Annotated in this window: 23 protein-coding genes and 1 tRNA gene; 10 read left to right on the forward strand and 14 right to left on the reverse strand. The window is 69.8% G+C overall.

Annotated elements, in window-relative coordinates; all coding sequences use genetic code 11:
- Window positions 1–21 precede the first annotated feature (21 nt).
- From QHF84_RS20865 to QHF84_RS20880, 4 genes are read right to left on the reverse strand one after another with little or no spacing between them, the layout of a single operon-like run.
- Window positions 22–1,383, reverse strand: a complete 1,362-nt coding sequence (locus tag QHF84_RS20865) for a serine/threonine-protein kinase (RefSeq protein ID WP_281315100.1) — start codon at window positions 1,381–1,383, stop codon at window positions 22–24.
- 51 nt (window positions 1,384–1,434) lie between these two features.
- Window positions 1,435–2,475, reverse strand: coding sequence for a hypothetical protein (locus QHF84_RS20870; protein WP_281315101.1), 1,041 nt, complete (start codon window positions 2,473–2,475; stop codon window positions 1,435–1,437).
- Window positions 2,442–2,852, reverse strand: a complete 411-nt coding sequence (locus QHF84_RS20875; RefSeq protein ID WP_281315102.1) for a hypothetical protein — start codon at window positions 2,850–2,852, stop codon at window positions 2,442–2,444. The genes QHF84_RS20870 and QHF84_RS20875 overlap by 34 nt, the downstream gene beginning before the upstream one ends.
- A complete protein-coding gene (locus tag QHF84_RS20880; RefSeq protein WP_281315103.1) occupies window positions 2,849–3,523 on the reverse strand; it encodes a hypothetical protein in 675 nt (224 codons plus the stop codon). The genes QHF84_RS20875 and QHF84_RS20880 overlap by 4 nt, the downstream gene beginning before the upstream one ends.
- A 229-nt stretch (window positions 3,524–3,752) precedes the next feature.
- Between QHF84_RS20880 and QHF84_RS20885 the strand changes: the two genes are divergently transcribed.
- Complete coding sequence (locus tag QHF84_RS20885) at window positions 3,753–4,199, forward strand: hypothetical protein (RefSeq protein WP_281315104.1); 447 nt, start codon at window positions 3,753–3,755, stop codon at window positions 4,197–4,199.
- Between the two features lie 10 nt (window positions 4,200–4,209).
- On the opposite strand, the gene mutY is transcribed toward QHF84_RS20885, so the two are convergent.
- Window positions 4,210–5,346 (reverse strand): A/G-specific adenine glycosylase, encoded by a 1,137-nt coding sequence (gene mutY, locus QHF84_RS20890; RefSeq protein ID WP_281315105.1) that lies wholly within the window; start codon window positions 5,344–5,346, stop codon window positions 4,210–4,212.
- Window positions 5,343–6,644: an aminopeptidase P N-terminal domain-containing protein gene (locus QHF84_RS20895; protein WP_281315106.1), complete on the reverse strand. Its 1,302-nt coding sequence runs from the start codon at window positions 6,642–6,644 to the stop codon at window positions 5,343–5,345. Before QHF84_RS20895 ends, mutY begins: the two co-directional genes overlap by 4 nt.
- Before the next feature lie 396 nt (window positions 6,645–7,040).
- Between QHF84_RS20895 and QHF84_RS20900 the strand changes: the two genes are divergently transcribed.
- The 4 genes from QHF84_RS20900 to QHF84_RS20915 all read left to right on the forward strand — a co-directional run bounded on the left by QHF84_RS20900 (window position 7,041) and on the right by QHF84_RS20915 (window position 9,743).
- Window positions 7,041–7,370 (forward strand): hypothetical protein, encoded by a 330-nt coding sequence (locus QHF84_RS20900; RefSeq protein WP_281315107.1) that lies wholly within the window; start codon window positions 7,041–7,043, stop codon window positions 7,368–7,370.
- Window positions 7,371–7,403: 33 nt separating this feature from the next.
- Complete coding sequence (locus QHF84_RS20905; RefSeq protein ID WP_281315108.1) at window positions 7,404–7,964, forward strand: hypothetical protein; 561 nt, start codon at window positions 7,404–7,406, stop codon at window positions 7,962–7,964.
- Window positions 7,961–8,455 carry a hypothetical protein gene (locus QHF84_RS20910; protein WP_281315109.1) on the forward strand — a complete coding sequence of 165 codons (495 nt, stop codon included), beginning with the start codon at window positions 7,961–7,963 and terminating at the stop codon, window positions 8,453–8,455. Before QHF84_RS20905 ends, QHF84_RS20910 begins: the two co-directional genes overlap by 4 nt.
- Window positions 8,456–8,516: 61 nt before the next feature.
- Window positions 8,517–9,743, forward strand: a complete 1,227-nt coding sequence (locus tag QHF84_RS20915; RefSeq protein ID WP_281315110.1) for a phosphodiester glycosidase family protein — start codon at window positions 8,517–8,519, stop codon at window positions 9,741–9,743.
- Window positions 9,744–10,106: 363 nt separating this feature from the next.
- On the opposite strand, the gene QHF84_RS20920 is transcribed toward QHF84_RS20915, so the two are convergent.
- Complete coding sequence (locus QHF84_RS20920) at window positions 10,107–12,632, reverse strand: hypothetical protein (protein ID WP_281315111.1); 2,526 nt, start codon at window positions 12,630–12,632, stop codon at window positions 10,107–10,109.
- Between the two features lie 182 nt (window positions 12,633–12,814).
- Between QHF84_RS20920 and QHF84_RS20925 the strand changes: the two genes are divergently transcribed.
- Entirely contained in the window at window positions 12,815–14,320 is a 1,506-nt protein-coding gene (locus tag QHF84_RS20925) for a serine/threonine-protein kinase (protein WP_281315112.1), read from the forward strand.
- 177 nt (window positions 14,321–14,497) lie between these two features.
- On the opposite strand, the gene QHF84_RS20930 is transcribed toward QHF84_RS20925, so the two are convergent.
- Window positions 14,498–15,535 (reverse strand): hypothetical protein, encoded by a 1,038-nt coding sequence (locus QHF84_RS20930; protein ID WP_281315113.1) that lies wholly within the window; start codon window positions 15,533–15,535, stop codon window positions 14,498–14,500.
- 103 nt (window positions 15,536–15,638) lie between these two features.
- Here QHF84_RS20930 and QHF84_RS20935 point away from each other — a divergent pair, with 103 nt between their 5' ends.
- From QHF84_RS20935 to QHF84_RS20945, 3 genes are all read left to right on the forward strand, one after another.
- Window positions 15,639–17,090 (forward strand): trehalose-6-phosphate synthase, encoded by a 1,452-nt coding sequence (locus tag QHF84_RS20935; protein WP_281315114.1) that lies wholly within the window; start codon window positions 15,639–15,641, stop codon window positions 17,088–17,090.
- Window positions 17,091–17,184: 94 nt separating this feature from the next.
- The gene (locus QHF84_RS20940; RefSeq protein WP_281315115.1) at window positions 17,185–17,634 is read left to right on the forward strand and encodes a hypothetical protein; all 450 of its coding nucleotides are present in this window, start codon (window positions 17,185–17,187) and stop codon (window positions 17,632–17,634) included.
- Between the two features lie 147 nt (window positions 17,635–17,781).
- Window positions 17,782–18,039: a GlsB/YeaQ/YmgE family stress response membrane protein gene (locus QHF84_RS20945; protein ID WP_281315116.1), complete on the forward strand. Its 258-nt coding sequence runs from the start codon at window positions 17,782–17,784 to the stop codon at window positions 18,037–18,039.
- Window positions 18,040–18,131: 92 nt separating this feature from the next.
- Here QHF84_RS20945 and QHF84_RS20950 read toward each other — a convergent pair whose 3' ends face one another.
- The 3 genes from QHF84_RS20950 to QHF84_RS20960 form a co-directional block, all read right to left on the reverse strand.
- The gene (locus QHF84_RS20950; RefSeq protein ID WP_281315117.1) at window positions 18,132–19,502 is read right to left on the reverse strand and encodes a serine/threonine-protein kinase; all 1,371 of its coding nucleotides are present in this window, start codon (window positions 19,500–19,502) and stop codon (window positions 18,132–18,134) included.
- Between the two features lie 320 nt (window positions 19,503–19,822).
- Entirely contained in the window at window positions 19,823–21,232 is a 1,410-nt protein-coding gene (locus QHF84_RS20955) for an oligosaccharide flippase family protein (RefSeq protein WP_281315118.1), read from the reverse strand.
- Between the two features lie 210 nt (window positions 21,233–21,442).
- Window positions 21,443–21,515 (reverse strand) — tRNA-Gly (locus tag QHF84_RS20960).
- A 124-nt stretch (window positions 21,516–21,639) separates the two neighbouring features.
- Between QHF84_RS20960 and QHF84_RS20965 the strand changes: the two genes are divergently transcribed.
- Window positions 21,640–22,980 carry a hypothetical protein gene (locus QHF84_RS20965; protein WP_281315119.1) on the forward strand — a complete coding sequence of 447 codons (1,341 nt, stop codon included), beginning with the start codon at window positions 21,640–21,642 and terminating at the stop codon, window positions 22,978–22,980.
- A 369-nt stretch (window positions 22,981–23,349) separates the two neighbouring features.
- Here the strand turns inward: QHF84_RS20965 and QHF84_RS20970 are convergent, their stop codons facing one another.
- The 3 genes from QHF84_RS20970 to QHF84_RS20980 form a co-directional block, all read right to left on the reverse strand.
- A complete protein-coding gene (locus QHF84_RS20970) occupies window positions 23,350–23,826 on the reverse strand; it encodes a hypothetical protein (protein ID WP_281315120.1) in 477 nt (158 codons plus the stop codon).
- A 422-nt stretch (window positions 23,827–24,248) separates the two neighbouring features.
- A complete protein-coding gene (locus QHF84_RS20975; RefSeq protein ID WP_281315121.1) occupies window positions 24,249–24,605 on the reverse strand; it encodes a hypothetical protein in 357 nt (118 codons plus the stop codon).
- Between the two features lie 44 nt (window positions 24,606–24,649).
- Window positions 24,650–25,270, reverse strand: a complete 621-nt coding sequence (locus QHF84_RS20980) for a sterol desaturase family protein (protein WP_281315122.1) — start codon at window positions 25,268–25,270, stop codon at window positions 24,650–24,652.
- Between the last annotated feature and the right edge of the window lie 268 nt (window positions 25,271–25,538).

Genomic DNA, 25,538 nt, shown 5'->3' on the forward strand with positions numbered 1-25,538 from the left:
ATGAACGGGCCCTCGCGTACTCTAGAAACCGGCTTCGTTCACTTGCGTGAGGGGCTTCGAGCCGCTTCGCGTCGTCGTGACTGCTGGGCGCGTGGGCGCGACCGAGGCTGAAGATGTCGCCGCGCTCGTTGCTTGCACTACCGGACGCACCGCGTCCGCCGTGGACGTGTTTGCGGGGGTTTGCGTGGGGCTCGACGCGGGCTTTGTGCGAGGATCGTGCTCCTGCGTGGCTTGTGCGGCGCCGCTGCTCGTCGGCCTCGTGGGGGCGGCCTGGGGGGTCGGGGCGGGGTCTCGCGTCAAGAACGTGGCAATCGTCCCGCCGAGGAGGGCCGCGCCCGCCAGGAGCATGACGCCGGCGATGGCGCGGGATCGCGTCGGCTTCGGGTCCGACGTCACCGTGGGGATCGGCGCGGGCGTCGGCGCGGGAGACGGCTTTGGGGTTGCTGCGCTCGCGGGTTTTTTCGTCTCGGGGGGCGGCGGCTCGGCGGGCGTTGGATCCGCTGCGGCCGAGCAGAGCGCGGTCTGCAGGGCTTCGGCCATCTCGCCGGCGTCCTTGAAGCGCTCGGCGCGATCGGTGAGCAGGCAACGATCGACGAGCTTCGCGAGCGCGGCGGGCACGTCGCGTGCGACCTCGGCGAGCGCGGGCGCGTCTTTGCGTCGGATCGCGGCGAGCACTGCGTTTGCGTTCGGCGCTTCGAACGGGCGCCTGCGCGCGAGCATCTCGTAGAGGATCACGCCGAGCGCCCACACGTCGCTGCGCGCGTCCACATCGGGATCCCCGAGCGCCTGCTCGTAGCTCATGTACTGCGGCGTGCCGAGCACCTGGCCCGTCGCCGTGAGCGTCGCGCAGAGCTCTGGATCTGCGGCCGCTGCGCGCACCTTGCTGATGCCGAGATCGATGATCTTCGGCACCGTGCTGCCATTCGCGCGATGCAGGACGATGTTGGCGGGCTTGAGGTCCCGATGGACGATCCCCGCGCGATGCAGGGCCGCGACGCCGCGCGTGATCGCGAGCGAGATCGCGCCGGCTTCTTTCCAGTCGAGGGGCGGATCACGGGCGATGCGATCGGCGAGCGTCTCGCCGTCGAGCAGATCGAGCACGAGGTAGAGGAAGCCGTCCTCGGTCTCGCCCACGTCACGCACGCCGACGAGGTGCTCGTGCTGGGCGAGCGCGAGCAGGCGCGCCTCTTTCATGAAGCGATCGCGCACCTCGGTGCGCCACCCGGCTGCGTCGAGCGAGATCGCTTTGATCGCGACCTCGCCGCCGGACACGCGATCCTCCGCGACCCACACCGTGGCCATCGCTCCCTCCGCGAGGGGGCGGACCAGCGCGTAACGCTCGGCGAGGACGCGGCCGATCTCCACTGCTCGAAGGAGTATCACACGAGGCTCGTTTCCGGGGAGACGCGCGCTCTCCGGAATCACGCCTCGGGTTCAGTCGGAGGACATCGGGGCGATCACGATGCGATCGTCCTCGGTGCTGTCGAGGGCTGCCTCCACGACGACACGGATGCCGCCGCATGCGAGCTCGAGGACCTTCGGCGCGCGGCTGCGCTTCCGGCACGCGGGATCGTCCGAGATCCGCGCGGAAAATTCGCGTCGTACGAGTTCTGTCGCGCGGGAGACGCCCGCGGCTCGTCCGCTCGGATCCCCGAGCTCGATCGCCCGACCGCTGACGGTCTCTTCGAGGCGTACGAAGAGATCCGGCCCGCCGATCGTGACGATCCGTGGCCTGCCACGCGCGTCCTCGACGACCACGACTTCGACGGTGGCTTGACGCTCCTCCGTGCCCTCGTCCTTCGTGACCTCGTACGGCAGCTCGAAGAGCTTTGCACAGCGCATCTCGCCGCCGCGCGCCTCGTCGTTCCACGCGCACCGGGGCCACGGGAGCGAGAGGCTCCACGGGACCAGGAGCTCGGCTTTCGCCTCGGAAAGGGGCCGCACGAAGGCGTCCGGGTCGAGCCACGCGCGGAGCGACGCCATGAGCTGCTCACGCGCGGCCACGCGCTTGCCGGCGAGCCTCGCGAGGCGATCGTTCGTGCCCATGACGGTTCGATCGAAGCCGCCTTCCGCGCTCGGCCCCTTCTCGGCGAGTCGATCGAGCTTCTGCCGCGCCTCGGCGGCATGCGGGCCGCGCGGGAGCGCCGCGAGGTAGACGTGCAGGCCTTGGGCGGTGCCTCGGTGCTCCTCGAAGTAGAGCGGCTCGGCCATCGTGTAGAACGCGCGTACCTCCGTCGCGAACGTGCCTTCGGGGTATTGCGCGAGGTAGCGCGCCGCCGCGACGATGCGCCCTTCGAGTGTCGGCGCGACGCGTGTCTTGCGGAACGCGCTGTACTCGGCCGTGGACGTCGTGACGGGGCGTAACGCGGCGCAACCCGAGGCGAGGGCGACGAGCGCCGCCGCGAGGACGATCCATCGGGCTTCGAGGCGCCGCGCGCTCGTCACGGCTTCGCCTCCGGCGGACAGAAGTTGCACTCGGTCGAGATCGTCGCGCCCTGATCCGCGACGAAGGTTGCGTACGTGTCGCAGGAGGCCGCTTCGAGCGCGCGCAGACAAACCTCGCCGTCGTGCACGATGGGGTAACAGCCCTCGGGGAACGATTGCGGCTGCTGCGTCGGATCACAGGCGCGCGCGCACGCCGCCGTGGAAAAACCACACTCCTGGCAACGCGCGCAGTCGACCGTGGCCTTCTCGCGGAAAAACGCGGCGGGGTCGAGGTCCGCGGGCGCTTCGCCGCAGCTCCCGATGTCGCCCACGGTCGGCGCGGCGACGACGAGGACGAGCATCGCGGCGAGGCGCATGATCTCGGCGCGGCCGATCGCGCGGCGCGGCTCGGGCAGGCCTCGCGTCACGGCAAGAACTCCACGTCGAGGATCAGGCCGAGCGACGCGGACAGCACGGGATACGCAGGGTATTTCTTCTCCCACGTGCTCGCGCCGTAGAACAGGCTGCCTGCCACGTCGAGCACGAGCCCGAGTCCGCCGGTCACGAAGAACGCGCCGCCGCCTGCCACCGTGAGCCCCACGTTGACGTCCGGCGAGAGCAGGATCTCCGGGCCGGCTCGTCCGTACGCGAGCAGCCGACCCGGTCCGCGGTACATCAGGATGTACCCCGGGGTGAGCACGGTTTGCCCGACGCCGCTCAGCGCGAACGTGAGCCCCAGCATCCCTCCGTGCTGCAAGCCATCGGGCGACCCGAACGCGAGCGCGCCCATGAGCGTCGTGAAGGGCGCGATCGCGCTCGGAGACTCCGCCGTCGCGCCGAGCTGCGTGGCCAGCCGATACGGGTTGTTGAAGCGGAGCCCGCCGCCGAACGAGAGGCCGGCGAGCGTACGCACGTAACCCTTGGGCGGCGCGGACAGGGCCTCGTAGAGCGCGCGCCTCGCTTCGGCCGCGTCCTCTTCGCGCGCGGCCGGCGCGTCTTCCGCGGCGATCGCGGTCGCGGCCCAGGCGAGGACGCACCCGGTCGTGAACGTCGTCACGAGGGCCGTCGAACGGCGGGGCCGCGGGCGTTTTTCGCGCATGCTGGGGCCCCTGGGTCTTACCGCGTAACGTGCGTTCTTCGCACGTCAAATCACGCGCGCGACTCTTGCATTCGGGCCGAGCGTGAACAGCAACAAACCCCTCAAGCCGGCCCGATCCGGGGCGAAACACGCGCGGGCGGCCGCCCCGTCCACCCAGGCTCCGCCCCCCGCATCGAGCGTACGCAGCAGCGAGCATCGCCACGGCGAAACCCCCGCGCGGCGCTCGGGGATGTCGTTCGACGAGAGGCCCCCGCGGCCCGTGCTCGAAGATCTCGACGAGTTCGCCGCGCCGCCTCTACCTGGCAAGGTGCACCCGGCCGACGCGATGGACGAGCCCGTGCACACGCTCGACGACAGCGATCGCGTCTTCCGCCACCACCCGAACGATCAGGTGAGCGAGGGTTTTTCCTTCGATCCCGACAACGCCGACGCGGCTGCGGATCTCGCCGGTGATCTCGGGGCCGAGTTCCTCGAAGGCGCGACGCGTGGCCGCGACATGAGCGACGTGATCTTGTCGGACGAGGGACAGGACATGGACACGCCGTTCCTCGTCGAGGAGATCGGCGCCGAGGGCGAGGACGTGTACTTCTCGGAAGAGGAGCGCGGAACCATGGAGGACGCGTTGCGCGAGCGGACCAAGCCCGCTTCGCGCAAGCGTGCAGGCCCCACGGAGTGAGCCGAGGGCGCTACGCGCGGGCCTTTTTCTTGCGCGCGGTGCCCTTCTTCTCGGGCTTTGCCGCCGCGAGGATCTTGCGCGCCAGCGTGGAGACGCCGACGCCCTCGGCGTCTCGATCGAGCCAAGCGAGCCGCTCGTACGGCGCCGTCGTCGGCGCTTCGAGCGGCCACGGCCGATTGGCGCGCGCGCTCAGCACGAGCACGTCGAGCTCGCGGTGCGTGAGCACGTGCTCGACGCGCCCCACCTCCGTGAGCTTCGCGTCCGCCGCGATGCCTGCGCCGCAGAGCGAGCTCATCGCATCCTCGGCCGTCCGAGCCTCGACCATCGGCGGCTCCCACAGCCCGCCGAACAGCCCTCCTTCTTTGCGCCGCGCGAACAGAAAGCGCCCCTCGTGCTCCACCACCGCTGCGACCATCGCCACGCGCGGCGATGCCTTTTTCTCGCCCACGATCGGCAGCTCGCGTTCCCTCCCCTGCGCCCGCGCCGCGCACGCGTCGCGCACCGGGCAGATCAGACACGCCGGGTTCTGCGGCGTGCAGATCGTCGCGCCGAGCTCCATCAGCGCCTGGTTCCACGCGCCGGGCTCCTCCTCGGGAACGAGCTTCTCCGCCACGCTCCAGATCCGCTTCAGGCCCGCGGTGCTCTTCACGTCCTCCTCGATCGCCTCGAGGCGCGCGAGCACCCGCGCGACGTTGCCGTCCACGAGCGCCGCCGGACGATCGAACGCGATGCTCGACACGGCGCCCGCGGTGTACGGGCCGATCCCGCGGAGCTTGCGCAGCTCCTCGGCCTCCGCGGGGAACACGCCGCCGTGTATCGATGCGACCTCCTGCGCGCATCGATGAAGCTCTCGCGCGCGACGGTAGTAGCCGAGCCCGCTCCAGAGCGAGAGCACCTCGTCGAGCTCGGCGGACGCGAGCGCACGCACGTCCGGAAACCGCTGCAAGAATCGCTCGTAGTACGGGATCACCGTCTCGACGCGTGTCTGCTGGAGCATCACCTCGGACAGCCAGATCGCGTACGGATCCCGCGTCCTGCGCCACGGCAGATCTCGCGCGCTCTTGCGGAACCAGCCCTTGAGCTCGACGGCGAGCGTCGCCTCGCGCGGCGCCGTTTCCGCCGCGCGGCCCTTCGTTTTTTGCTTCAAGCGTTTCGGCAGGCGCGCTCGACCTCGTCCGGCGCCTTCGGGATGTCGGCCGTCAGGTTCTCGTAGCCCGTGGCCGTGACCAGGATGTCGTCCTCGATGCGGATGCCGATCCCGCGATATTCCGCCGGCGCCTTCTCGTCATCCGGCGCCACGTAGATCCCCGGCTCGATCGTGAACACCATCCCCGGCTCGAGCTGCCGCGCCTCACCGTCGCGGTAGTAGTGCCCCACGTCGTGCACATCCATGCCGAGCCAGTGGCTCGTGCGGTGCGGATAGAGCCGCTTGTACGTCTCTTTCTCGATGATCTCGTTCACGTCGCCCGAGAGCAGACCCTCGCGGACAAACCCCTCGACCAGCGTCCGCACCGTGATGTCGTGCAGCGCGTCCACCGTCACGCCCGGCTTCACGGCCTCGATCGCGGCCATCTGCGCGGCGAGCACGATCTCGTAGAGCCTTCGCTGCACGGGCGAAAATGTCCCGTTCACGGGGAACGTCCGCGTCACGTCGGACGCGTAGTACTCGTACTCGCAGCCCGCATCGATGAGCAGGAGCTCTCCGTCGACGAGCTTCTTCCGGTTCGCATGGTAGTGCAGGGTCGTCGCGTTCGGCCCGGCTCCCACGATGGGCGTGTACGCCGTGCGCTCCGCGCCGTTCCTGCGGAAAACCTCGCGGATCTGCGCCTCGACCTCGTACTCGTAACGACCCGGCGCCGCGAGCCGCATCGCCCCGAGGTGCGCCTCGCGCGTGATCGACGCGGCGCGCCGCATGAAGCCGAGCTCTGCCTCCGACTTCACTGCGCGCATCTCGTGCAGCACGTCGCCCGGCTCCACGATCTCGGTCGGCCACGTCTTTTTGGTCCGCGTCCCCTTCAGCCGGAGCAGCTCGCGCGCGCGGAGCACGCGCTCGTCGAGGGACCGGTTCTGGCCGAGCTTGTAGTAGAGCCGGTGGTAGCCCTGCAGGTAGTCGATGAGCTTGTCGTCGAGCTCGTCGATGGTGAACGCCGCGTCCGCGCCGTACTCGGCCTTCGCGCCTTCCACGCCCGCGCGGGCCCCGTCGTACTTCTCCCGCTCCGGGTCCCGCTTGCGGACGAACAGAACCACCTTGTGCTCCGGGTGCTTCGGGGCCAGAAGGAGCACGGCGTCGGGCTCGCCGAAGCCCGTGAGGTAGTGGAAGTCGGAGTCCTGGCGGTACTCGTGGTGGACGCTGTTGTTGCGGATGAGCTCCGGCGCCGCCGGAAGGACGAGCACTCCCGGAAGTCGCTCGATCAATTGCCTGCGGCGTTCGGCGAAGATGTTCATCGGCCGGGGACTCTAGCGCAGAACCTTGGCCGGCCAAACCCACCACGCGCCCGCGCGCACCTCGTCCTGGCCGCACTCGCAAGCCTCGCTCTGCTCGCCGGCTGCCGCGAGCGCCCGCGCCCCTGGGAGCAAGCCGGCGGCGCCGCCTCCGCCCCCGACTCCCCGCCCCCGACGCCGCCCCTGCCCAAGCTCCCGCCCTCGATGCTCGGCGAGGCCCCCGCCGACGCCGACGGCGGCGTCGCCGAAGCAGGCCCGGCCACACGCGACGAAGACCCAGTCGCCTCGCCCGTTCGTGTCGGTGGACCCTGGGTTCGCTGTTACGGGAATTTTCGCCTGGAGGGAGATCTGCGGAAAGATCTCACGCGCCTGACCATGTTGTGTGGTCCGGAAAACGGGATGCGACGGCTCACGAAGGAGCCAGTCGAGGCGGAGGTCGCCGAGGGAGGCGCGCCGGTCCCGTTCCCGCTCGAAGCCAAAAAAGGCGAGTGTTACCGAGTCTTTGCAGTTGCCGAGCCGACCGTGACGGACCTCGACGTCGTGGTTCGATCGAGCCGAGGCGCCTCGATCGCCGCGGATCACGGCGAGGATCGGTGGCCCATCGTCCAACCCGACCGGCCGTTCTGCCCTCTCGAGAACGATACCCTGACGGTGGAGCTTGCCGCCCGGCGCGGAAAGGGAAAGGTCGTCGCCGAGGTTTGGGCGCTGCGGGTGTCGATGTCCGATTGACGAAGGCCCCCTTCCTGGCTAGTGAGCCGGCGGATGGGCGACATCGACGATCTTCCGAGCCGTGAAGAGCCGCCCGAGGGGGAGAAGCCGGAGACGGAGCGGCGGCGCACGTTCGACCGTGCCATTCCGGAGCTGCTCAAGCGCGCCGTCGAGCGCGCCGTCGAGACCGGCGTCGGCAAGCTGAGCGAAGGCCCCGACACCCTTCGGCATTTCGTGGGGGATATGAAGCTGCCGAAAGAGGTCCTGAACTACCTCTACCAGCAGATCGACGACACCAAGACCGGGCTGTACCGCGTCGTCGCGAAGGAGATTCGCGACGTCCTCGAGCACACGCAGTTCGCCGACGAGCTGACGAAGGTGCTCACGAAGCTCTCGTTCGAGATCAAGACGGAGATCCGCTTCGTCCCGAACGACGCGCGTCCCGCCGAAAAACCTGCGGCCGAGGACACGGACGCCGAGGATTCGGAGGAGGACGAGGGCGCGGCGACGGAGGGGCAGAAGGGTCTGCCGAAGCCGTCCGTCTCCGCGCAGGTGACGGTCAAAGACCGAGGAAAAGAGACGCGGCGCGAGCGCAGAAGACGCGAGGGTACGTGATCACGAAGAAGCCGAAGACCGGTGGCGAGATCGATTCTTATTGCACGAAATGCAAGCTTGACCTGACTCATCGCATCATCGCCATGGTCGGCGACGAGGTGAAGAAGGTGGAGTGCAAGACGTGCGGCTCCCATCACCTCTACCGCCGCCCGAAGAGCGAGAAGCTCGCACCGCTGGCGCCCAAGACGAAGGCCGCCTCCGCCACGAAGCGCGAAGGCTCGGGCGGCGAGGAGCGCAAGTCCGGAAGCGCCCGCGCAAGCGCAGCCGCGCAACGCGAGCGTGACCAGACGATGCAGTGGGAGCACGCGATCGCCGGCCAGCCCATGGGCGCCTTCAAGCCCTACCGCGTCACGCTCACGCTCGGCCCGGGCGAGCTCATCCGTCACCCGAAGTTCGGCGACGGCGTCGTCGCCCGCGTGATCGATCGCGGCAAGGTCGAGATCCTGTTCAAGGACGGCCCGAAGACGATGGCCCACGGCCAGGTCCTCTGACGCTCCGCACACACGCCTCTGCTTGGGTCTCCGGGGCGTCCTGGAGTACCCTCCCGGCCCCGTGACCGGCCCCGAGACAGACAAGAAGAAGAAGCCGCGGCGCTGGCGGCGGCGCGCCGCCATCGGCCTCGGCGTCACGCTCGTCGCAGGCGGCGCGACGTGGTGGGCGATCCACAACGTCCCAGGCTTCGGCCCCGCACTCGCCGACGGCGTGCGCGCAGTGCTCGGCCCCTCGGTGGTCGCGTGGATCGAGGACACGGCCTACGGGCTCGCCGACCGCGTCAACGTCTGGCGTCACGGCGACGAGGCCCCCACGACGTTCTGGGAGACCCCGGCCTCGGCCTCAGCCGCCCTTCCTGCAGCCCCCGCACCGGAGGTCGTGCCCGCGAAGGTCGACGTGGCCGACGCCTCCGCACCCGAGGCCCCGAGCTTCCCCCCGCCGCGCTTCGAGGCGCCGTTCGCGAACGTCGCGGCAGCAGGCGACGGAACGTGGCTCGTGATGCAGGAGGGCAGTCGCGAAGGCGAGCCGCCCGTGCTGGTCAAGGCCGTGGTCCACCCGGATCCGAAGCGTGGTTTCGCCGCTGTGGCCGTCGTCGCGATGGACCTGACGCGCATCGCGATCCGTCTCGTCGCAGGCACGACGGAGCCCGTCTCGCAGAACGTGCCGCTCTCCGAGCGTCCCGGCCTGGTCCCGGCCACGGAGCACCCGGCCCTCATCGCAGCCTTCAACGGCGGCTTCAAAGCGCTGCACGGGCAGTACGGGATGATGATCGAGGGCAAGACGTTCCTGCCCCCACGCGACATCGCCTGCACCGTGGGCCTCTACCGCGACGGCGCGATCCGCATCGGCACCTGGCCCGCGCTCGCGTCGACCGAACCCCAGATGGCAGCGTACCGGCAAACGCCCGCATGTCTCGTCGAGGGCGGCGAGCTCAACACGAAGCTCACCGAGTACAACAAGAACTGGGGCGCGACCGTCAGCGGCGAGACCGTGATCCGCCGCTCCGCCATCGGCATCGACGCCGCAGGCCGCACGCTCTTCTACGCACTCGGCGAGGCCGTCACGGCACAATCACTCGCACGCGCGATGAAAGCCGCCGGCGCACGCGACGCAGCGCAGCTCGACGTGAACTACGCCTACCCGCGCTTCCTACTCTTCGAGCACCCGCCCGCCGCCGAGCGACGCGTCGCCTCATCACTCGTGCCGCACGTCGACTACCGCACACACGACTACGTGAAGGACCCGTCTCCGCGCGATTTCTTCTACGTCACGCGCCGCGCGCAGTGAGCTGGGGGCGCGTCGCTGGGGCTTCGCCCCAGGCCCCACCAGGGGTTGTCCACCCCTGGACCCGGACCAGCGCAAGCGCTGGACTCGGGGTCGATGAACTGCGCGATGCGCAGTTCATCGAACGAGCCAGGTCAAGACCGGCGACGACACTGCCAGCCAAGACAGCAGCGCTGATGTTTCAACCGGCAACGTGCCGCTGCGTGCGACGACCTCCACGGTCTTGCCACCGGCCTGTGGGAAAAACTGCGCGTAGCGCAGTTTTTCCCCCCCGAGTCCAGCGCTTGCGCTGGTCCGGGTCGAGGGGCGGATAGCCCCCGCGGGGTCCGGGGCAGCGCCCCGGCTCCACGGTTCCACAAGAAAAAACTACGCCTTCGGCCGCGCGAGGTTTTCCTTCAGATCGATCCACCACACCGGCGCGCCCGCGGCGGGCTCGCCGCCGGGAGGCCCGACGCTCACCTCGACGCGGATCGGACCGACTGCGCGCATGTAGATCCGCTGCCCGACGGCCGTCGCGCCGAGCTTGCAGATTGCCACCTCCACGCGCGGATCGTCTGCGGCGACCTCGCCGTCGTCCTCGGCGCGCATGTACAGCACCTCGACGTTTGGCTTCGTGCATGCGCCGACCTCGCGCCACACGTCGTACTCCACCGAAGGATCGAGCACGTCGGCGAGCTGGCCGTGGCGGTTGCGACCCACGCGGTACTTGAAGGCGTCGCGCTTCTCGGCGCGCACGCTTGCGCCGATGCGTTCGAACTTCATCGCGAGGGCGCCGAGCGCGCATGCCGTCTTCACGGTCGGCGCGCCGAGGTTCAGCCGATCGGGCTCGATGAAGCGGTGGATCTTCACGTTTTTCGGCAGCGTCGCCGTGAGTTTGTCGAGCAGCGCCGGGTGCATGCTCATGCGGCCGCCGAGCATCACGCGCAGGCCGTCGTAGGGATCTGGATCACGCCCGATCTTCTCGAGCGCCTTCTCCAGGCCCACGCGCACCTCCTCCACCGCCTCGGAGAACCAGCCGTCGATCTCTGCGGCGATTGCTTGCCGATCCACCTCGAGTGGGAAATCGAAGAACGGACCGTCGAGCGTGGCGAGCTTGATCGACTTCGGCAGGCGTGCGTCGCCGCCTTCGAGCAGCGGCCGGATTGCGTCCTTCAGCACCTCGGCGTTCGCGCGGCCCTCGGGGCTCGCGACGAGCAGGTGCTCGAGTGCGCCCACGGGCGTCTCCTCGCTCGGACGATCGAACGGCACGCGCGCCGCGCCCACGCTCGCCTCTGCGGCGATGTAGAGCCGGTAGGCGAGCCGGTGCAGGAGCCGCTCGCCGCCGAACCACGGGATGCTCGTCGGCTCGAGGTACTCGATCATCCGCTCGTGGCCGCCCTCCATCTGCTCGTCGGGTTTGGCGTTGCGGAACAGGCCGAACACCACGCCCGTCTCGCTCGCGCCTGCGTCGATCGCCACGAAGGGCACCGGATCGGGCTTCGGCTGCACTGCGAACGCGCGGAACGCGAAGGCTGCGAACGGGATCGCTGCGGGGCCCGCGTCGACCACGTTCAGCATGTCCATGTCGTGGAACTCGAGCATGCCGGCGGGCAGGCTGCGGAAGATGCCGCGACGCACCGCCACGAGCGCGCTCTTTCGCCGATCCTCGTTCCAGCCCGAGGGCATCGCCACGAGGTAACGCGTGTGGATCCCGCGCGTCCTGTGGTTGACGTGCAGGCCGATGTAGTAGGCGTAGAGCTCGATCGGATCGAACGGATCGTGCGCGCCGATCCCGTCCTCGTCGATGATCGGCGGCGCCGGCTTCTTGAGCGTCTCCTGCGTCTCGGGATCGCCGCGACCGCGCAGCGAGATCTTCTCCTTGCGATCCACGCGCTCGCGCAGCATCGGCAGGTGCGTGAGCGTCGCTGCGCCGAGCGCGATCGACTCCTCGCCGCCCTTCTTGCGCAGGGCGCGCGCCGCGTGCCCGATCGTCACCTCGCCCCAGCGCGTCATCGGCAGGATCACGCGATCGCGCCACGCCTTCAGCGTGCGCCCGAGCTGCTCGAACGAGATCTCGCTCGGGTTCTCGTAGTCGGCCGACACCACGGGCGCGCTCGTCGCGCCGATGCGCACGAGCTCCGGCGCGCTGCGATCGCCGCGCAGGGCGACGACCGTCGTGCTCGACCCGAGATCGATCGACACCCACTCCTTGAGCACGTCGTGCTTCGGATCACGCCGCTTGATCTCCGGCGGCACCGCGTCCTTGTCCGTGCGACCGATCCGCCGGTGGATGCCGACGACCTTGCCCTGGCGCAGGATCGCGATCGCCGTCTGCCCCACGTACCGCGCGCCGTTCCAGAGACCGGCCGAGGGATCGGTGAGCAGGTGCCCCTTCACGCAGGGCAGGTTCGCCACGACCGTCGGGAACAGATCGGCGAGGTGATCACTCGATGCGACCCCGTCGTAACGCTCCACCTTGATCGCGGGGCTGTAATAGTCCTGCGCGCCTGCGCCGTAGATGCGCGGCGTCGTCTGGATCAGCTTGAGGTACGGGACGGGCGAGGTGTGTTCGTCGAGCCGGTACTCCTGGTACTGCTTCGCCCACCCGATCTGGTTTTCCATCTCGGGCCCGATGCGGGGCACGCTCGCGTTCATCTCGGTGCCGAAGTAGAGGAACTTCGTCGGCGCGCCGCCCACGAACGCCGCGATCCGCACCTCGATGAACGACTGCGAGGCTGGCAGCGGAGGCAGCGGGATCGTGTAATCGAGTACCAGCGTGGTGGACCAGGGCTGATCGAACAGGCGCGACTCCCACCGTGTCACCAGCGTCGGAAAGCCCCTCCCCTCGAGCGAAGTGAGCCTCTCGGCCTCGCGAAGGTGGGCGTCGTCGATCGACAGCTCGTAGAGCGACATACGGGGGCGACCTTAACACGAACCCGCTTCCGGTCGGCAAAGGCCCTGTGGGGCATCCGTGACCCCTGCGTCCTGCCGGCGCCCCCGCCTTTTCCCCCACCCGCCTCCTGGGCTCGCGCCCGGCACCCGTGGTAAGCTCGAGACGTGTTGGATTCCTTCCGCTTCTCGCGAGCGACGATCCGATGACCCTCACCCCCGGCCAAGTCATCGACGACAAGTACCGCATCGTCCGCCTCCTCGGCACGGGTGGGATGGGCGCGGTCTTCGAGGGCGAGAACACGCGGATCAAGCGCCGCGTCGCCATCAAGGTCCTGCACGCGAGCGTCTCCGGCTCGGGCGAGACCGTCGCGCGCTTCGAGCGTGAGGCCCAGGCCGCGGGAAGGATCGGCTCCGAGCACATCTGCGAGGTGCTCGACCTCGGCGTTCTCCCCGACCAGTCGCGTTACATGGTCATGGAGTACCTCGACGGCGAGACCTTGAGCGCTCGGATCAAGCGCTCGGGCCGCCTCACGCCGGCGCAGAGCATCCCGCTCATGGCGCAGGTCCTCGACGCGCTCGGCGCCGCGCACGCCGCGGGGATCATCCATCGTGATCTCAAGCCCGACAACATCTTCATCCTGCCGAACAAGGCGGGTCGCGCCGACTTCATCAAGATCCTCGACTTCGGCGTCTCGAAGTTCTCGCAGATCGGCGGCGAGGAGATGAACGTGACGCGGGCCGGCTCGGTCGTGGGCACGCCGTACTACATGTCGCCCGAGCAGGCGCGCGGCATGGCCGTCGTCGACGCGCGCAGCGACATCTACGCGCTCGGCGTCGTGCTCTACCAGGCGACGACGGGGCAGGTCCCCTTCCGCGCCGAGACGTTCAACGAGCTGCTCTTCAAGATCGCGCTCGAGCTCCCGCCTCCGCCGCAGCAGTTCGTCCCGGATCTCGATCCCGAGTTCTCCCTGATCATCCAGCGCGCCATGGCGCGCGAGCAGGTGCACCGCTTCCAGTCCTGCGCCGAGTTCAAGGACGCCCTCCTCGCCTGGCAAGCGGCGCGTGGTGGGAGCCCGAGCATCGTCCCCGGCGCGCGTCTGCCGACGCAGCCGCCCGGCGTGCTCATGGCGCCGGGGCCGCTCACGGCGACGCCGCTGCCCGGCGTGATCCCGGGCGTCGGTACGGCGACGCCTCCACCCGGCGTGCCCGGCATGAGCGTGACGGGACAGGGCATGGCGGGACAAACCGGCACGTCGCTCGACGGCTCGCAAGGCACGGCGAACGCGTGGGGCCACACCTCTGGCGCCGCTGCGCCGAAGCCTTCCCGCGCGAATGCGGTCGTGGGCGCGATCGTCGGGGTCGTCCTGGTCGCGGGCCTCGGCGTCGCCGGGTACCTGATGCTCGGCAAGAAAGACCCGGCGCAGGCCGGCGGATCGATCCCGACCACGAGCGTCGCCCCGCCCGCCCCGACGACCGCCGCCACGCCGACCACGGCGCCGACGCCGAGCGCTGCGGAGGCCGTCAATCCCACGCCGCCGGAGACCAAAACGGCGGAGCCTGCCGCGAGCGCAGCGCCGACCACGACAACCTCGACCGCGCCGCTCGGCACCACGTCGGTCAAGCTCGGTGGTCCGCTCCCCAAGCCCTCCGCGACGTCGACGAACAAGACGAACAAGGGCGGGACGACGGGCGGCGACTTCGGCTACTAGCCGCGAAGCGCGGGCCCGTTCGGGTGTTTCACGGCGTAGCGCCGGGGTTTCACCCCGGACCCGACGAGGGGCTGTCCGCCCCTCGACCCGGGACCAGGGCCAGCCCTGGACCTCTGATGCATCGACCGCGATGCGGTCGATGCACAGGCATGTGGATTTTGGTGCGACGCCTGCGGCTCAGAACCGACCGACGAGCCCGGCGCCGTTCGGCGCGACGTACGGCACGATCATCGCGCCCGCGGGTTTGTCCTGCTTGCTCCCCATCAGGAACAACGCGACGCCTGCGCCGGCCAGCGCCGCGCCCGCCGCGAAGCCCACGATCGCGCCCGTCCCGCGCGACGCGGCCGCCTCGTCGAGCGCGGTGATCTCCGCCTGTTTGTCCGTGGGGCACGGCTTCGGACAGGCGTTGAACGCGTCGTCGGCCTCCTTCGATTTGCCCACGAACATCACCGTGAAGATCGTCCCGGCGATGATCCCCGCGCCGCCGAGGCCCATGCCGGCAATGCCGACGTACTTGAGCGGGCTACTGCCCTTCGGCTTTTCCGGAAGCGTCGGCCCGCCGCCCCCGCCGGTTTGTCCGCTGCCATCCGGCACGACCGCGCCCGCCGCCGGCGCCTCCACTTCGAGCGACACTTCTTTCTTCTCGCCGTCGCCGAGCGAGACTTCCTGCGTGACGGGGCTACGCCCCGCCGCCGTCGCGGTGACCACGTGTTTGCCCGGATCGATCGGCCGGTGCACACCGATGAGCGCGGACGTGACGCCCTGCTCGTCGAGCTTGACCGTCACCTTCGAGGGATCGGCCGCGCCCGGGCCTGTGAGCACGATGCGCAGCGAGCCGATGCGAGGTTCGATCGCCGAGAGCTCGGTCTTCGCGTCCTCCTGCGCTCGCTTGAACGCGGCGGGCGCGTTCGCGGGCAGCTCCTCGCGGATGATCTTGAGGAACGTCTCGCGCGCGGCAACCAGCTTGCCGAGACCGACCTGCCCGCGCCCGATCAGCAAGAGGTGCGGCGGCGCGTGGATGATCGCCTCGGCGCGGCCGAGCAGATCGATCGCCTCGGCGTAGTTCTTGTTCTGCAGGGCCTCGGCGCCTTGCTGCGCCAGAGAGCGCGCGGCCGCCTTCTCCTCGGCCGTCTGCGATGAAGCGGGCCTGGGCGAAAGGAGGGCGAGCGCGACGGAGGCAGCGGCGGCGAGCGGAGCGAGACGATGGAGGCGCACGGGACGGTATCTCCTCGATCTCCGACCCTACCACACGAGCAGGCGCATCGATCAAATCCGCGAGACCGCCCGTGACGGCATTGCTTTCGCATGGGCGGATCCCATGAAAACCCGCTCCCCCCGCCTGGTCATCGTGAGCGCGCGCGCGCCGTTCGTGAGTACGGCGAGCGGCATCGTTCGCGCGCCGGGCGGCCTCATCTCCGCGCTTCTGCCGCTCATGCGCAGGTCGCGCGGAACCTGGATCGCGACGGGCGCGGACCGGGACGCTTGCGACGCGAGCGAGCTGCCCTTCCGCGTGCGTGCCCTCTCCCTCCCCTCGGAGATCCGCTCGGCCTGGTATGCAGGGGCCTCGAACGGCGCGCTCTGGCCGCTCTCGCACGGCTTCGTCGAGGTGTGCCGTTTCCGCGCCGAGCATGCGCGCGCCTACTTCGAGGTGTGTCGCGCCGCCGCGGACGCCGCCGCCGAGCACGCGCCTGCGGGCGCCGTCGTCTGGGTCCACGACTACCAGCTCGCGCTCGTCCCTGCCCTGCTCCGGGCGCGCAGGCCCGACCTCACGATCGGCTTCTTCTGGCACATCCCCTGGCCCGCCGGCGAGAGCTTGCGGGTCCTGCCCTGGGCCTCCGAGCTCGTCGAGGGGCTGCTCGGCGCGGATCTCGTGGGCCTCCACGTGCCGCGGTACGCGCGCGCCTTTCGCGATGCGCTCGACGAGCTCGGCGTCGCATACGTGAACGACGGCGGAAGCATCGTCGTCCCGCGCAGCGAGCGCGAGGCGCGGATCGAAGCGTGGCCGATCGGCGTCGACGTCGAGGGCTGGGCCTCGCTCGGGCGCGACGAGAACGTGGTCGCGGAGGCCGCGCGCATTACCTCCGATCTCGGCGGCGGTCGCGTGCTTCTTTCGGTCGATCGCATGGACTACGCGAAGGGCATCGTCGAGCGGCTGGAGGCCTTCGAGCGGCTCCTCGAACGAAGCTCCGAGGCTCGCGAGCGCGTGACGCTCGTGCAGATCGGCGTACCGAGCCGCGAGACGGTGCCGGCGTATCGCGAGCTCCGGCAGCAGATCGAGGCCACGGTCGGGCGCATCCAGGGACGCTTCGGCGGGCTGCGCCGAAAGCCGGTGCACCTCCTCGCGCGGACCTTCGACTCGGCCGAGCTCGCCGCGTATTACCTCGCGGCCGACGCCGCGATCGTCACGCCGAAGCGCGACGGGATGAACCTCGTCGCCTTCGAGTACGTCGCGACGCGGCCGAAGCCGAACGGTCGGCTCTTGCTGAGCACGACCGCGGGCGCGGCCGACGTCCTGGCCGAGGCGCACCTCGTCAACCCCTACGACGAAGAGGGCCTCGCGTCGGCGATCGAGAACGTGGCGCTCGCACCGGAGACGGCGACCGACGTCTCGCGGATGATCGCGCTGAAGGCCAGGGTCTCCCGGCTCTCCGTGGAAGCGTGGGCTGCGGGCTTCCTCGCGCGGCTGGAGCAGGTGACGGAGGAGCGGGTGCCCGTACGGGCACAAGAGACGCGCCTCGCTGCGTCCGCGCGTATCACACGCGCGCGTTGACGAGGGCGCTCGCGCGCGTCACGCGCGGACGGAGCGGCCGTGATCGGGACGCACGAGGGCCGGTGGCACCGGACGTGCTGAACCTGCCGGCGTCATGACCAGCACGACACGCCCATCGAACCCGACCTCGGAGGGCAAAGCCCCCGGACGAACCGCGCCTCGATCCCACGTCGAGGCTCCGCCGAGCCCCACGGTGGGGCACGTGTTCCGCTGCCCCGAGTGCAGCCGAGTGTTTCTCGTCGTCGCCGCGGAGGGCGCGACGGCCGCGCCGCGATGCGCGTGCGGCACGGAGCTCGTCGCCGGCACGTTGCCCGCGGGCGCGCACGAGATCTCGATGCGCGCGCATGCCAAGCGACGAGGCGCGTCGCGCCGCGCGCCCCCGCGTGGTGAGGAGATCGATCAAGGTTACGGCTCCTCGCACGGCTACGGCCCTGGACACGGCGGACCGACGAGCCCGGGCGACGCGCCAGCGTGCGGGACCGAGAGCACGCCCCCTTGCGATCAGGCGCCCTTGGAGATCGCGGCTGACCCGGAAAAACCCTGAGATTCGTCTTGCTCCGGCGGCGTGCACGCTCTGCCCGGCACGCAGACTGCATCGGGTGAATGCGGGCGGACGTCCTCGCGGCGTAACCCCGCCTGCGCGGCACGACGAGTGCGCCGCGCGTGCCGCGCGAGAGGGAGGTAGGAGAGCATGTCGATTCTGCTCTGGATTCTGTTCGGTCTCGTCGTTGGCGTCATCGCGAAGCTCCTGACGCCGGGTCGTGAGCCCGGAGGGTTCATCATCACGGTGCTGCTCGGCATCGCCGGCGCGCTCCTCGGCGGCTTCCTCGGACGCGTGCTCGGGATCTACCCGACGTACCAGTCGACCGGCGGCTTCATCATGTCGATCATCGGCGCGATCCTGATCCTCGCGATCTACAACATCGCCACGAGTCGTCGCACCGCCTAGAGCCGCGCCCGCACAGGACGTGGCTCGGAGGCGCGCCCCGCGGCGGGAGGAGTCCCGCGGGGCGCGTTTTCATTCTTTGGAGCACGAAGTTTCTACCGCGTCGCCTTGGATCCCGCGGACACGTCGCGCGCCGGGCCGATCCCCTCGGACAGCGTGCTGCCGCGCGCGGCCGCCGCGACGAGCAGGCCCATCACGAACGCGACCACGAGCGGCACGACGTGCGGCGACGAGAGGCGGTGCCGAAGCAGCGGCGGCGCCGCGATGATCGTCGCGGCCTCGTCGATCGGCAAAGCCACCTCGGGCCGCGTCGTCTCGCACTGCGCGCTCGTCTCCGCGAGGCTCTCGGCGCCCTCGCGCGGAAGCGCCCGCGCGCGGAACCCTTCGGGCCGCGTGTCCTCCGCGGCGGGACTCTCCACCGGCGCCGACCTCGCGGGCGACGTCGGCTGCCGCCACGACTTCGGCTCCGGCCACGTGTCCGGCGCGCCCGCGTGCTCGACCTCGTACACCTCCCGCGCGAGCTCCGCGAGCTCGGCCAGCGCTGCCGGCCCACCCTCGACCGAGAGCTCGGCGCCGACGGCGCGGAGCGCCTGCTCCATCGCGGCCGCGCTCTCGAACCGATCCCGCGGATCCTGCGCCAGCGCGCGCCCGACCACCGCTTCGAGCGCGGGCGGGCAGTCCGATCGAAGCGCCGCGAGCGGCGGGATGTCCGCGTCGAGCGCTTGCCGGATCATCTCCACGTCCGCGCCGCGCCGGAAGAGCGGCCGCCCCGTCAGCATCTCGAAGAGCACCACGCCGAGCGCGTACACGTCGCTGCGCGCGTCGAGCGGCTGCCCGCGCAGATGTTCCGGCGCGATGTACCCCATTTTCCCCTTCACCAGCCCCGGCGCCGTGTCGCGCGGCACGTGCGCGCTCGTCGTCTTCGCCACGCCGAAATCGATCAGTTTGATCTCGCCGTCGACGGACACGAGGATGTTCTGCGGGCTCACGTCGCGATGAACGAGGCCGATCGGAACACCGTCGTCGTCCTCGAGCGCGTGGGCGTGCGCGAGCGCGCGCGCGGCCGCGGCGCCGACCTCGATCACCGCGCGGAACGAAAACGAACGACCACTCGCCCCGAGCGCGCGTCCGAGCGTCGCGAGGTCGGGGCCACGCACGTGCTCGAGCACCAGATGATCACGCCCGCGGTGCGACACGAAGTCGTAGAACCGCACGATGTTCGGGTGGCAGAGGCGCGCCGAGATCCACGCCTCCCACGCGAACATCTTCACCACCGCCGGCGCGGCGCGGAACTCGTCGCGCAGCCGCTTCACCACCACCGTGTGCTCGATGGCGTAGAGCCCTCGACGCCGCGCGAGGAACACCTCCGCCATCCCGCCGCTGCCGAGCGGCTCGACGAGCTCGTAGCCCCCGGCGCCCATCGGCAGCCGCTCCGGCAAGCTCCCGCGCGAACCAGGTGAAGGCACGGGGAAGGGCCACCTCGCCGAGGTCGACGTCGCCGGGCGCGATCGCCTGTCCAGCGTGCGCGCTCGGCTCGGACCGCGATCGCGCCTCCGCCTTGGTCGCACCTTGAACTCACCCCCCTCCGCCACGAGAGCATCATGGCGCAAGCTCCCTCGCTCGCCAGCCGCATTCGTAGGCTTGCTTGCGCGAACCACGCGCGTGTGATGAAGCGGGACGGCGCGCGATGTTCGTGCTGATGCGCGCGCCGTCCGCGGAGCGCATCACGCATGCGAAGCGCGCGTGTTCCGCGCGAACGAACGTGGTCCGTCCGTGCCTCCTCGTCTCACGTGACTGCGGCTTCGCGGCTCTTGTCAGGCTTGCGCCGCGCGAGCGCGCGGACCTCCGCGATCGTCACCACGCGCAGCGCGAGCAGCAGCGCGGCGTGCGTGATCGCGCCTGCGATCACGGCGGCCCAGAGCCCCACCGTCTTCAGCGCGAGGAGCGCGACGAACGTCATGATCACCGTCGCGAGCGTGGCCCTGCCGAGCCGCCCGATCGGCGCTTCGCGCACGTACGGCATCGCGAGGATCCCCGTCGCGACGAGCATGCCCAGGGAGGCCACGAGCGCCGCGAACGCGGCCCCGAGCGCGCCGTGCCGCGGCACGAGCCACATGTCGAGCGCCACGTTCGCCGCGAGCGTCGGCGCGAGCACCGCGCCGAGCTTTCGCTCGCGCTTCGAAGCGAGCAGCGGCAGCGCCGCCACCTGGAACGCGAACGTCGCCGGCACGTGCCACGCGAGCACCCGGAGCACGTCCGACGTCCCCGCGAAGTCGCGCCCCTTGTACACGAGCGCGACCACGTCCGGCGCGACGATGCTCACGCCCGCCGCGAGCGGAAGCCCGAGCGCCGTCGCCACCACGATCGCCGTGCGGAAGAGCTTCACGAAGCCGGGCTGATCCTGCGCGTAGAGCCGCATCCCCGCCGCGAACGCGGCGCCGAGCACGAGATCCGAGATCAGCTCGAGCTGCTCGACGAGCACCCACGCCGCGCTGAACACACCGACCGCCGCCTCGCCGTCGAGCCAGCGCAGGATCACGCGATCGGCCTGCCGGATCACGCCGAGCAACGCGCCGATGAGCCCGAGCGGGATGCTCTTCTTCGCGATGGCCAAGAGCTCGCGCATCCCCACCTCGAGCCGCGGCTGATAGAGCCGCGTCCGCAGGAAGTGGTACGTGAGCGCGAGCTCGATCGCGTTGCCGAGCGCGAGCGCGCCTGCCGCCGCGAGCACGCCGAGCCCCGACGCCACGAGCGCGACCGACAGCGCGATCACGAACAGACGCGCGCCGAGCTCGACGTACAGGATGTACTGGAAGCGCTCGTGCGCCTCGAAGCTCAGCCACATCGTCGTGTAGAGGATCGTGGCGAGCTGCGACGCGGCCGCGATCACGACGAGCGTCGCGCCGTCCCCCGAGCGCGTCGCCACGGTGAAGAGCGTCGCGCAGAGCAGCGTCGTCGCGCCCATCGCGCCGCGCACGATGAGCGCCGAGCCCAGGTGCCTCGGCCCGAGCTCGGGCGTCACCGCGATCTCGCGCGCGAGATAGCCGCGCACGCCGAGGCCGGCGACCACAGCGGCCATCGAGGTGATCGCCAGCGACGCCTGCAGCTCCCCCCACGCGGCCACGCCCAGCCGACGCGCCAGGTAGCCCACGTAGACGACGCTCAGGACGGCCATGATGGCCTGCTTCGCGATCATCAAGGCGGCGTTCCACGCCACCCTCTGTCCCTGGTGCATCCTGCGCGCCCCCGCTCCGCGACAGCGGACTGACGCTTGGATGCTCGACCCGTGCTCTTCGCATCGAGCCGCTCGCGACGCTCAGGCGGACAAAAGCAGTGTGGCGGCCGAAGCCGCCACCTTACTCTGCTTGCGCGGTGTTTTCCCGGAACACCGCGACTTCTACTTCGGAGCGGGACACGAGGCTCGAACTCGCGACCCTCAGCTTGGGAAGCTGATGCTCTACCAACTGAGCTAGTCCCGCGAACTGCGAACGCATGTCTAGCCAATTCCGGGGAGCTTGGCAAGACCCTGTGCGTCCGTGAGGTTTCCGCCCTGGCCGACGACGATCCCCCGCATCGTTCCGACCTGTATTACCTTCGCTCTCCGTGCTTCCCGCTCGTCCTCGTTTTCTCGCGGCAGCGCTGTTCGTCCCCTCCCTCGCCCTCGCGACCGCGAGCTGCGGCGGTCCTCGCGTGCCGACCGGCAGCACGCCGGCGCCGAGCCCCGAGATCGACTGTCCCGATCCGATCGGGACGATCCCTCGCGAGAGCTGCACCGAGATCGCCGACGACTTCGGCTCCTTCGACGTCTCGAGCTCCCTCAAGCTCGCAGGCGCGAGCCGCGGCGCCGAGCAACGCATCGAGGCCATCCGCGCCGCCGCCGATCTCGCCGCAAAGCTCAAGGAGCGTCGCGTCGGGCTCTGCGAGTCGTACAACGCCTGCAAGACGAAGCCCGCAGATCACACCGCCGAGGATCAGCGCCTCGCAGGGCTGATGAAGGAGCTCATCGATCTCTGGGACGCACGCAAGTTCCTGAACGCAGATGACGTCGCTCGCTTCCGCGAAGGCGTCACGAAGATCGCCGTCAAGCTCGACGGGACGATCGCAGTGCCGAGCCCCGACGGCGCAGCACCCACCGTGGGCAAACCCGCGAAGAAGACGGTGCGCGGCGAGGCACTCGCGCGAATCGAGGGCGCAGGCCTCACCTTCGCTCCGTCCGGCGGCAACGTCACGATCACGTCGACGACCGCAGGCACACACGACGCACTCCGCGCCGCCGCCGAGGAGCTTCGCGGCACGGGCGGTCGCATGCGCGTGCGTATCTTCGGCTCGTACACGCCGTCGACGTCTCCGCTGATCCCAGCCGGCGAGGACCTCACCATCCGCTTCAAGTACCGCGCAGCGCAAGCAGGCGATCTCCACGTGGCGCTGCGTTCGCTCGAGGATCCCGACGCCGTCGAGAGCACGATCGTATTCCGCGTCGCCGCCGGCACCGGGACGGAGAGCACGACGCTCACGGCCACGCCCGGATCGAGCGGGTTTTACGTGGGCATCGGCGCACGCGGCGCAGGCAGCGTCGAGTTCGACGACGTCGAGCTCGTGCGTCAAAACGCCGTGATCGCCGCAGCCCGCGCCGAGTCCACGAACGAGGCAAACCTCGTGTCGAACTGCACCGTGAACAAGAAGAAGCCCCTCGCAGGCAAGGCCTCGTTCCTCTGCGAGTCAGGCGACGGCGACAAGCTCGTCCTCGGCCAACCCAAAGGCCACCTCTACCTCGCCCTCAAGACGCCCGCAGGCGAACGCGCGCGCATCCGCACCCTCTCGCTCGAAGGCGGGCGCAGTCTCGACCTGAACGGGAAGGAAGACACCGAGCTCGTGATCGGTCTCGAAGGACCAGGCTCAGCCACGATCCAGTCGATCGAGCTCTTGCCCGTCGGCGCGGATTAGCGAAGCTTAGCTGCACCGTGGAGCCGGGGCGCTGCCCCGGACCCCGCGGGGGCTGTCCGCCCCTCGACCCGGACCAGGCACGGCCTGGACCGAGGGTGGAAAAACTGCGCGGTGCGCAGTTTTTCCAGCGGGCCGGTGGCAAGACCACGAAGGTTTGTCTCACGTGGCGGCGGGCGTTGCCGGTCGAGCCGTCAGTGCTGCTGCCTTGGTTGGCAAGGTCGTGGGTGGTCTTGACCCTGGCCGTTCGATGAACTGCGCACCGCGCAGTTCATCGACCCCGAGTCCAGCGCTTGCGCTGGTCCGGGTCCAGGGGTGGACAACCCCTGGTGGGGCCTGGGGCAAAGCCCCAGCGAAACGCTTCGAGACGCTCTAGCTCTCGTTTGCTGCGGGCCGCTCGCGCGCCGTTATCGGCGGAAGCGTCTTTGCGCGTGCGCGTGATTGCGAGGCGACGGGTGTTGCCTCCTTCTGGAGGAATGCGAGTACGCTCGTCGCGTCTGCCTCGGGCACGATCCAGGGGAGTGCGCGCAGCTCCAGGTCTTCTGCCGGGAGCCATCGCAGGCTCCGCGTGATCAGGACGACACGCTGGTTCCGTGCGCAGAGCTCCTTGGCGAGTTTGGCTGCGCCGCGTGGCGCGGGCGGCAGATCTAGACAGACGAGACAGAGATCGAAGGGTTTGCCCTTTGCCCAGGAGCGCGCTGCCTCCACGGAGTATGCTTCGACCAGCTCGACATCCTCGATCAGTGGCTCGAGCCCCTGGACGAGCGCATCACACGTCGACAGGCGTGGGTCTCTTGCCACCAGGATTCGGCGGCCCTTCGCCTCGACGTCCGTTTTTGTCTCGATCATCGTCGCTCGGAACCCGTCACGCGCCCCCATATTCCCGACCCTCCCGAGAAGCGATCGACTTCAGGGCCGAGCGTATCCCTCTTGAGCCTGATCACTCCACGCTTTATAAGCGCCGCGAGCGAATCAGCGGCCGAGCCGGGAGCCCACACGTCCTGGGCGGCTCGCCCATGTGGGAGATCCATGAGCCAGTTCAGCGTGCAGAGCCGATGCGAGTGCCAGGCGATTCTGACTGCGACGCTCGACGAAAAACGTCACGTCGTCTCTGGGATGGCGTCGCGGGGGCGAGCGCGGGAGGTCGCGCCTGCGCATAGCATCGGGGCCTCGGGCGAGCGCTTCGACATCGGGTGGGCTTGCCCCTTCTGCGGCCGTAACACCTTGCGCACCTTCCACGTCGGCGCCTTGCGCCCCGTACGTGCCGCGTCCTAACAGGACCGAAGCTCTGCTTCGAGCAGCCGCGCCGTCACCTCTGCGCGTGGCCCCTCGCCGGCCCTCTGCCTGAGCCAGCGCGCGTGCGCCAACGCCGCCGCGGCTTCGTCGTGGCGACCTACCTCCGACAGGAGCGCTCCGAGCAGCGTGAACGTCCGCGCGCGCCACTCGTCGTGCGAGCAGGCCTGCCTGAGCAGCACGATTGCGCCCCGCGTGTCGCCGCGTCGACGCAGCTTCCGCGCCCGGTAGATGAGCTCCTCGATCTCATCGAGCTCCCCTTCCGGCCGATGTGCTGTCCGTTCTTCCCGCGCGCCGAGGTTGTCGCGCACGGTTCGCCCACCTCTTCGGCTCATGACGGGCCTTCCAGCAGGGCCCGTTCCAGCCGGCGGCGCGACGATCAGTTCATCGTCCGGAACACGTAGTCCCAGAGCGGCGAGGACACACCCCAGCGCGCGGGGGTGCCGGTGTGGTGGTGGATCATGTGGTGGCGCTTGATCCACTTGCCCCAGCGCGAGCTCATCCGGAAGTGGTGGATCGCGTAGTGCGTCCCGTCGTACGCGAGGTAGCCGAACCCGAAGCCCGCGAAGAGCGGATCCACGAGCACCGGGCCGACGAGCGCGCGGAACAGCAGGTAGAACACCACGCCGAGCGGGATGCTCGCCCCGAGCGGAAACACGAGGCGATCTGCGTCCTGGGGGAAGTCGTGGTGGACGCCGTGCAGGACGAAATGCACCCGGCGTTGCCAGAGCCGTGGCCCCACGTAGTGGAAGACCCAGCGGTGCAGCACGTACTCGGCGAACGTCCACGCGAACAGGCCGAGCAAGCCGAGCGACAAACCGGTCACGAGCCCGACGCCGTTCTCGTAAGCACGGAACGCGAGGTAGCTGTAGACCGGGATCCAGAATACGAACGGCGTCGCGGGGTGGATGCGGGAAAACCGCTCGATGAGCGGGGTCTCGAACATCCGGCAGGTGGCCGGCTTCGACGATCCGATGCGATCCGGGGCCGTGGCTACCATCGCCCCCGACTCCTAACGCATTCCGGGAAGAATCGCTAGGGACGCAAGACGCGCAACCCCTGGCGAACCGTATCCTCGCTTCCCCTGCATCGACCGCATCGCGGTCGATGCACCCTGGGTCCAGCGCTTGCGCTGGTTCGGGTCCAGGGGTGAACAACCCCTGGTCGGGCCCGGGGTGAAACCCCGGCGAATCGGCCTGCGATTTCGGAAGGTTGTGCAGCATCGTCGAGGTGCGACGCGAGGGACGCGGCGAACGAAAAATCCCTCG

It is taken from the genome of Polyangium sp. y55x31 (assembly GCF_029946505.1).
GTDB lineage: Bacteria > Myxococcota_A > Polyangia > Polyangiales > Polyangiaceae > Polyangium.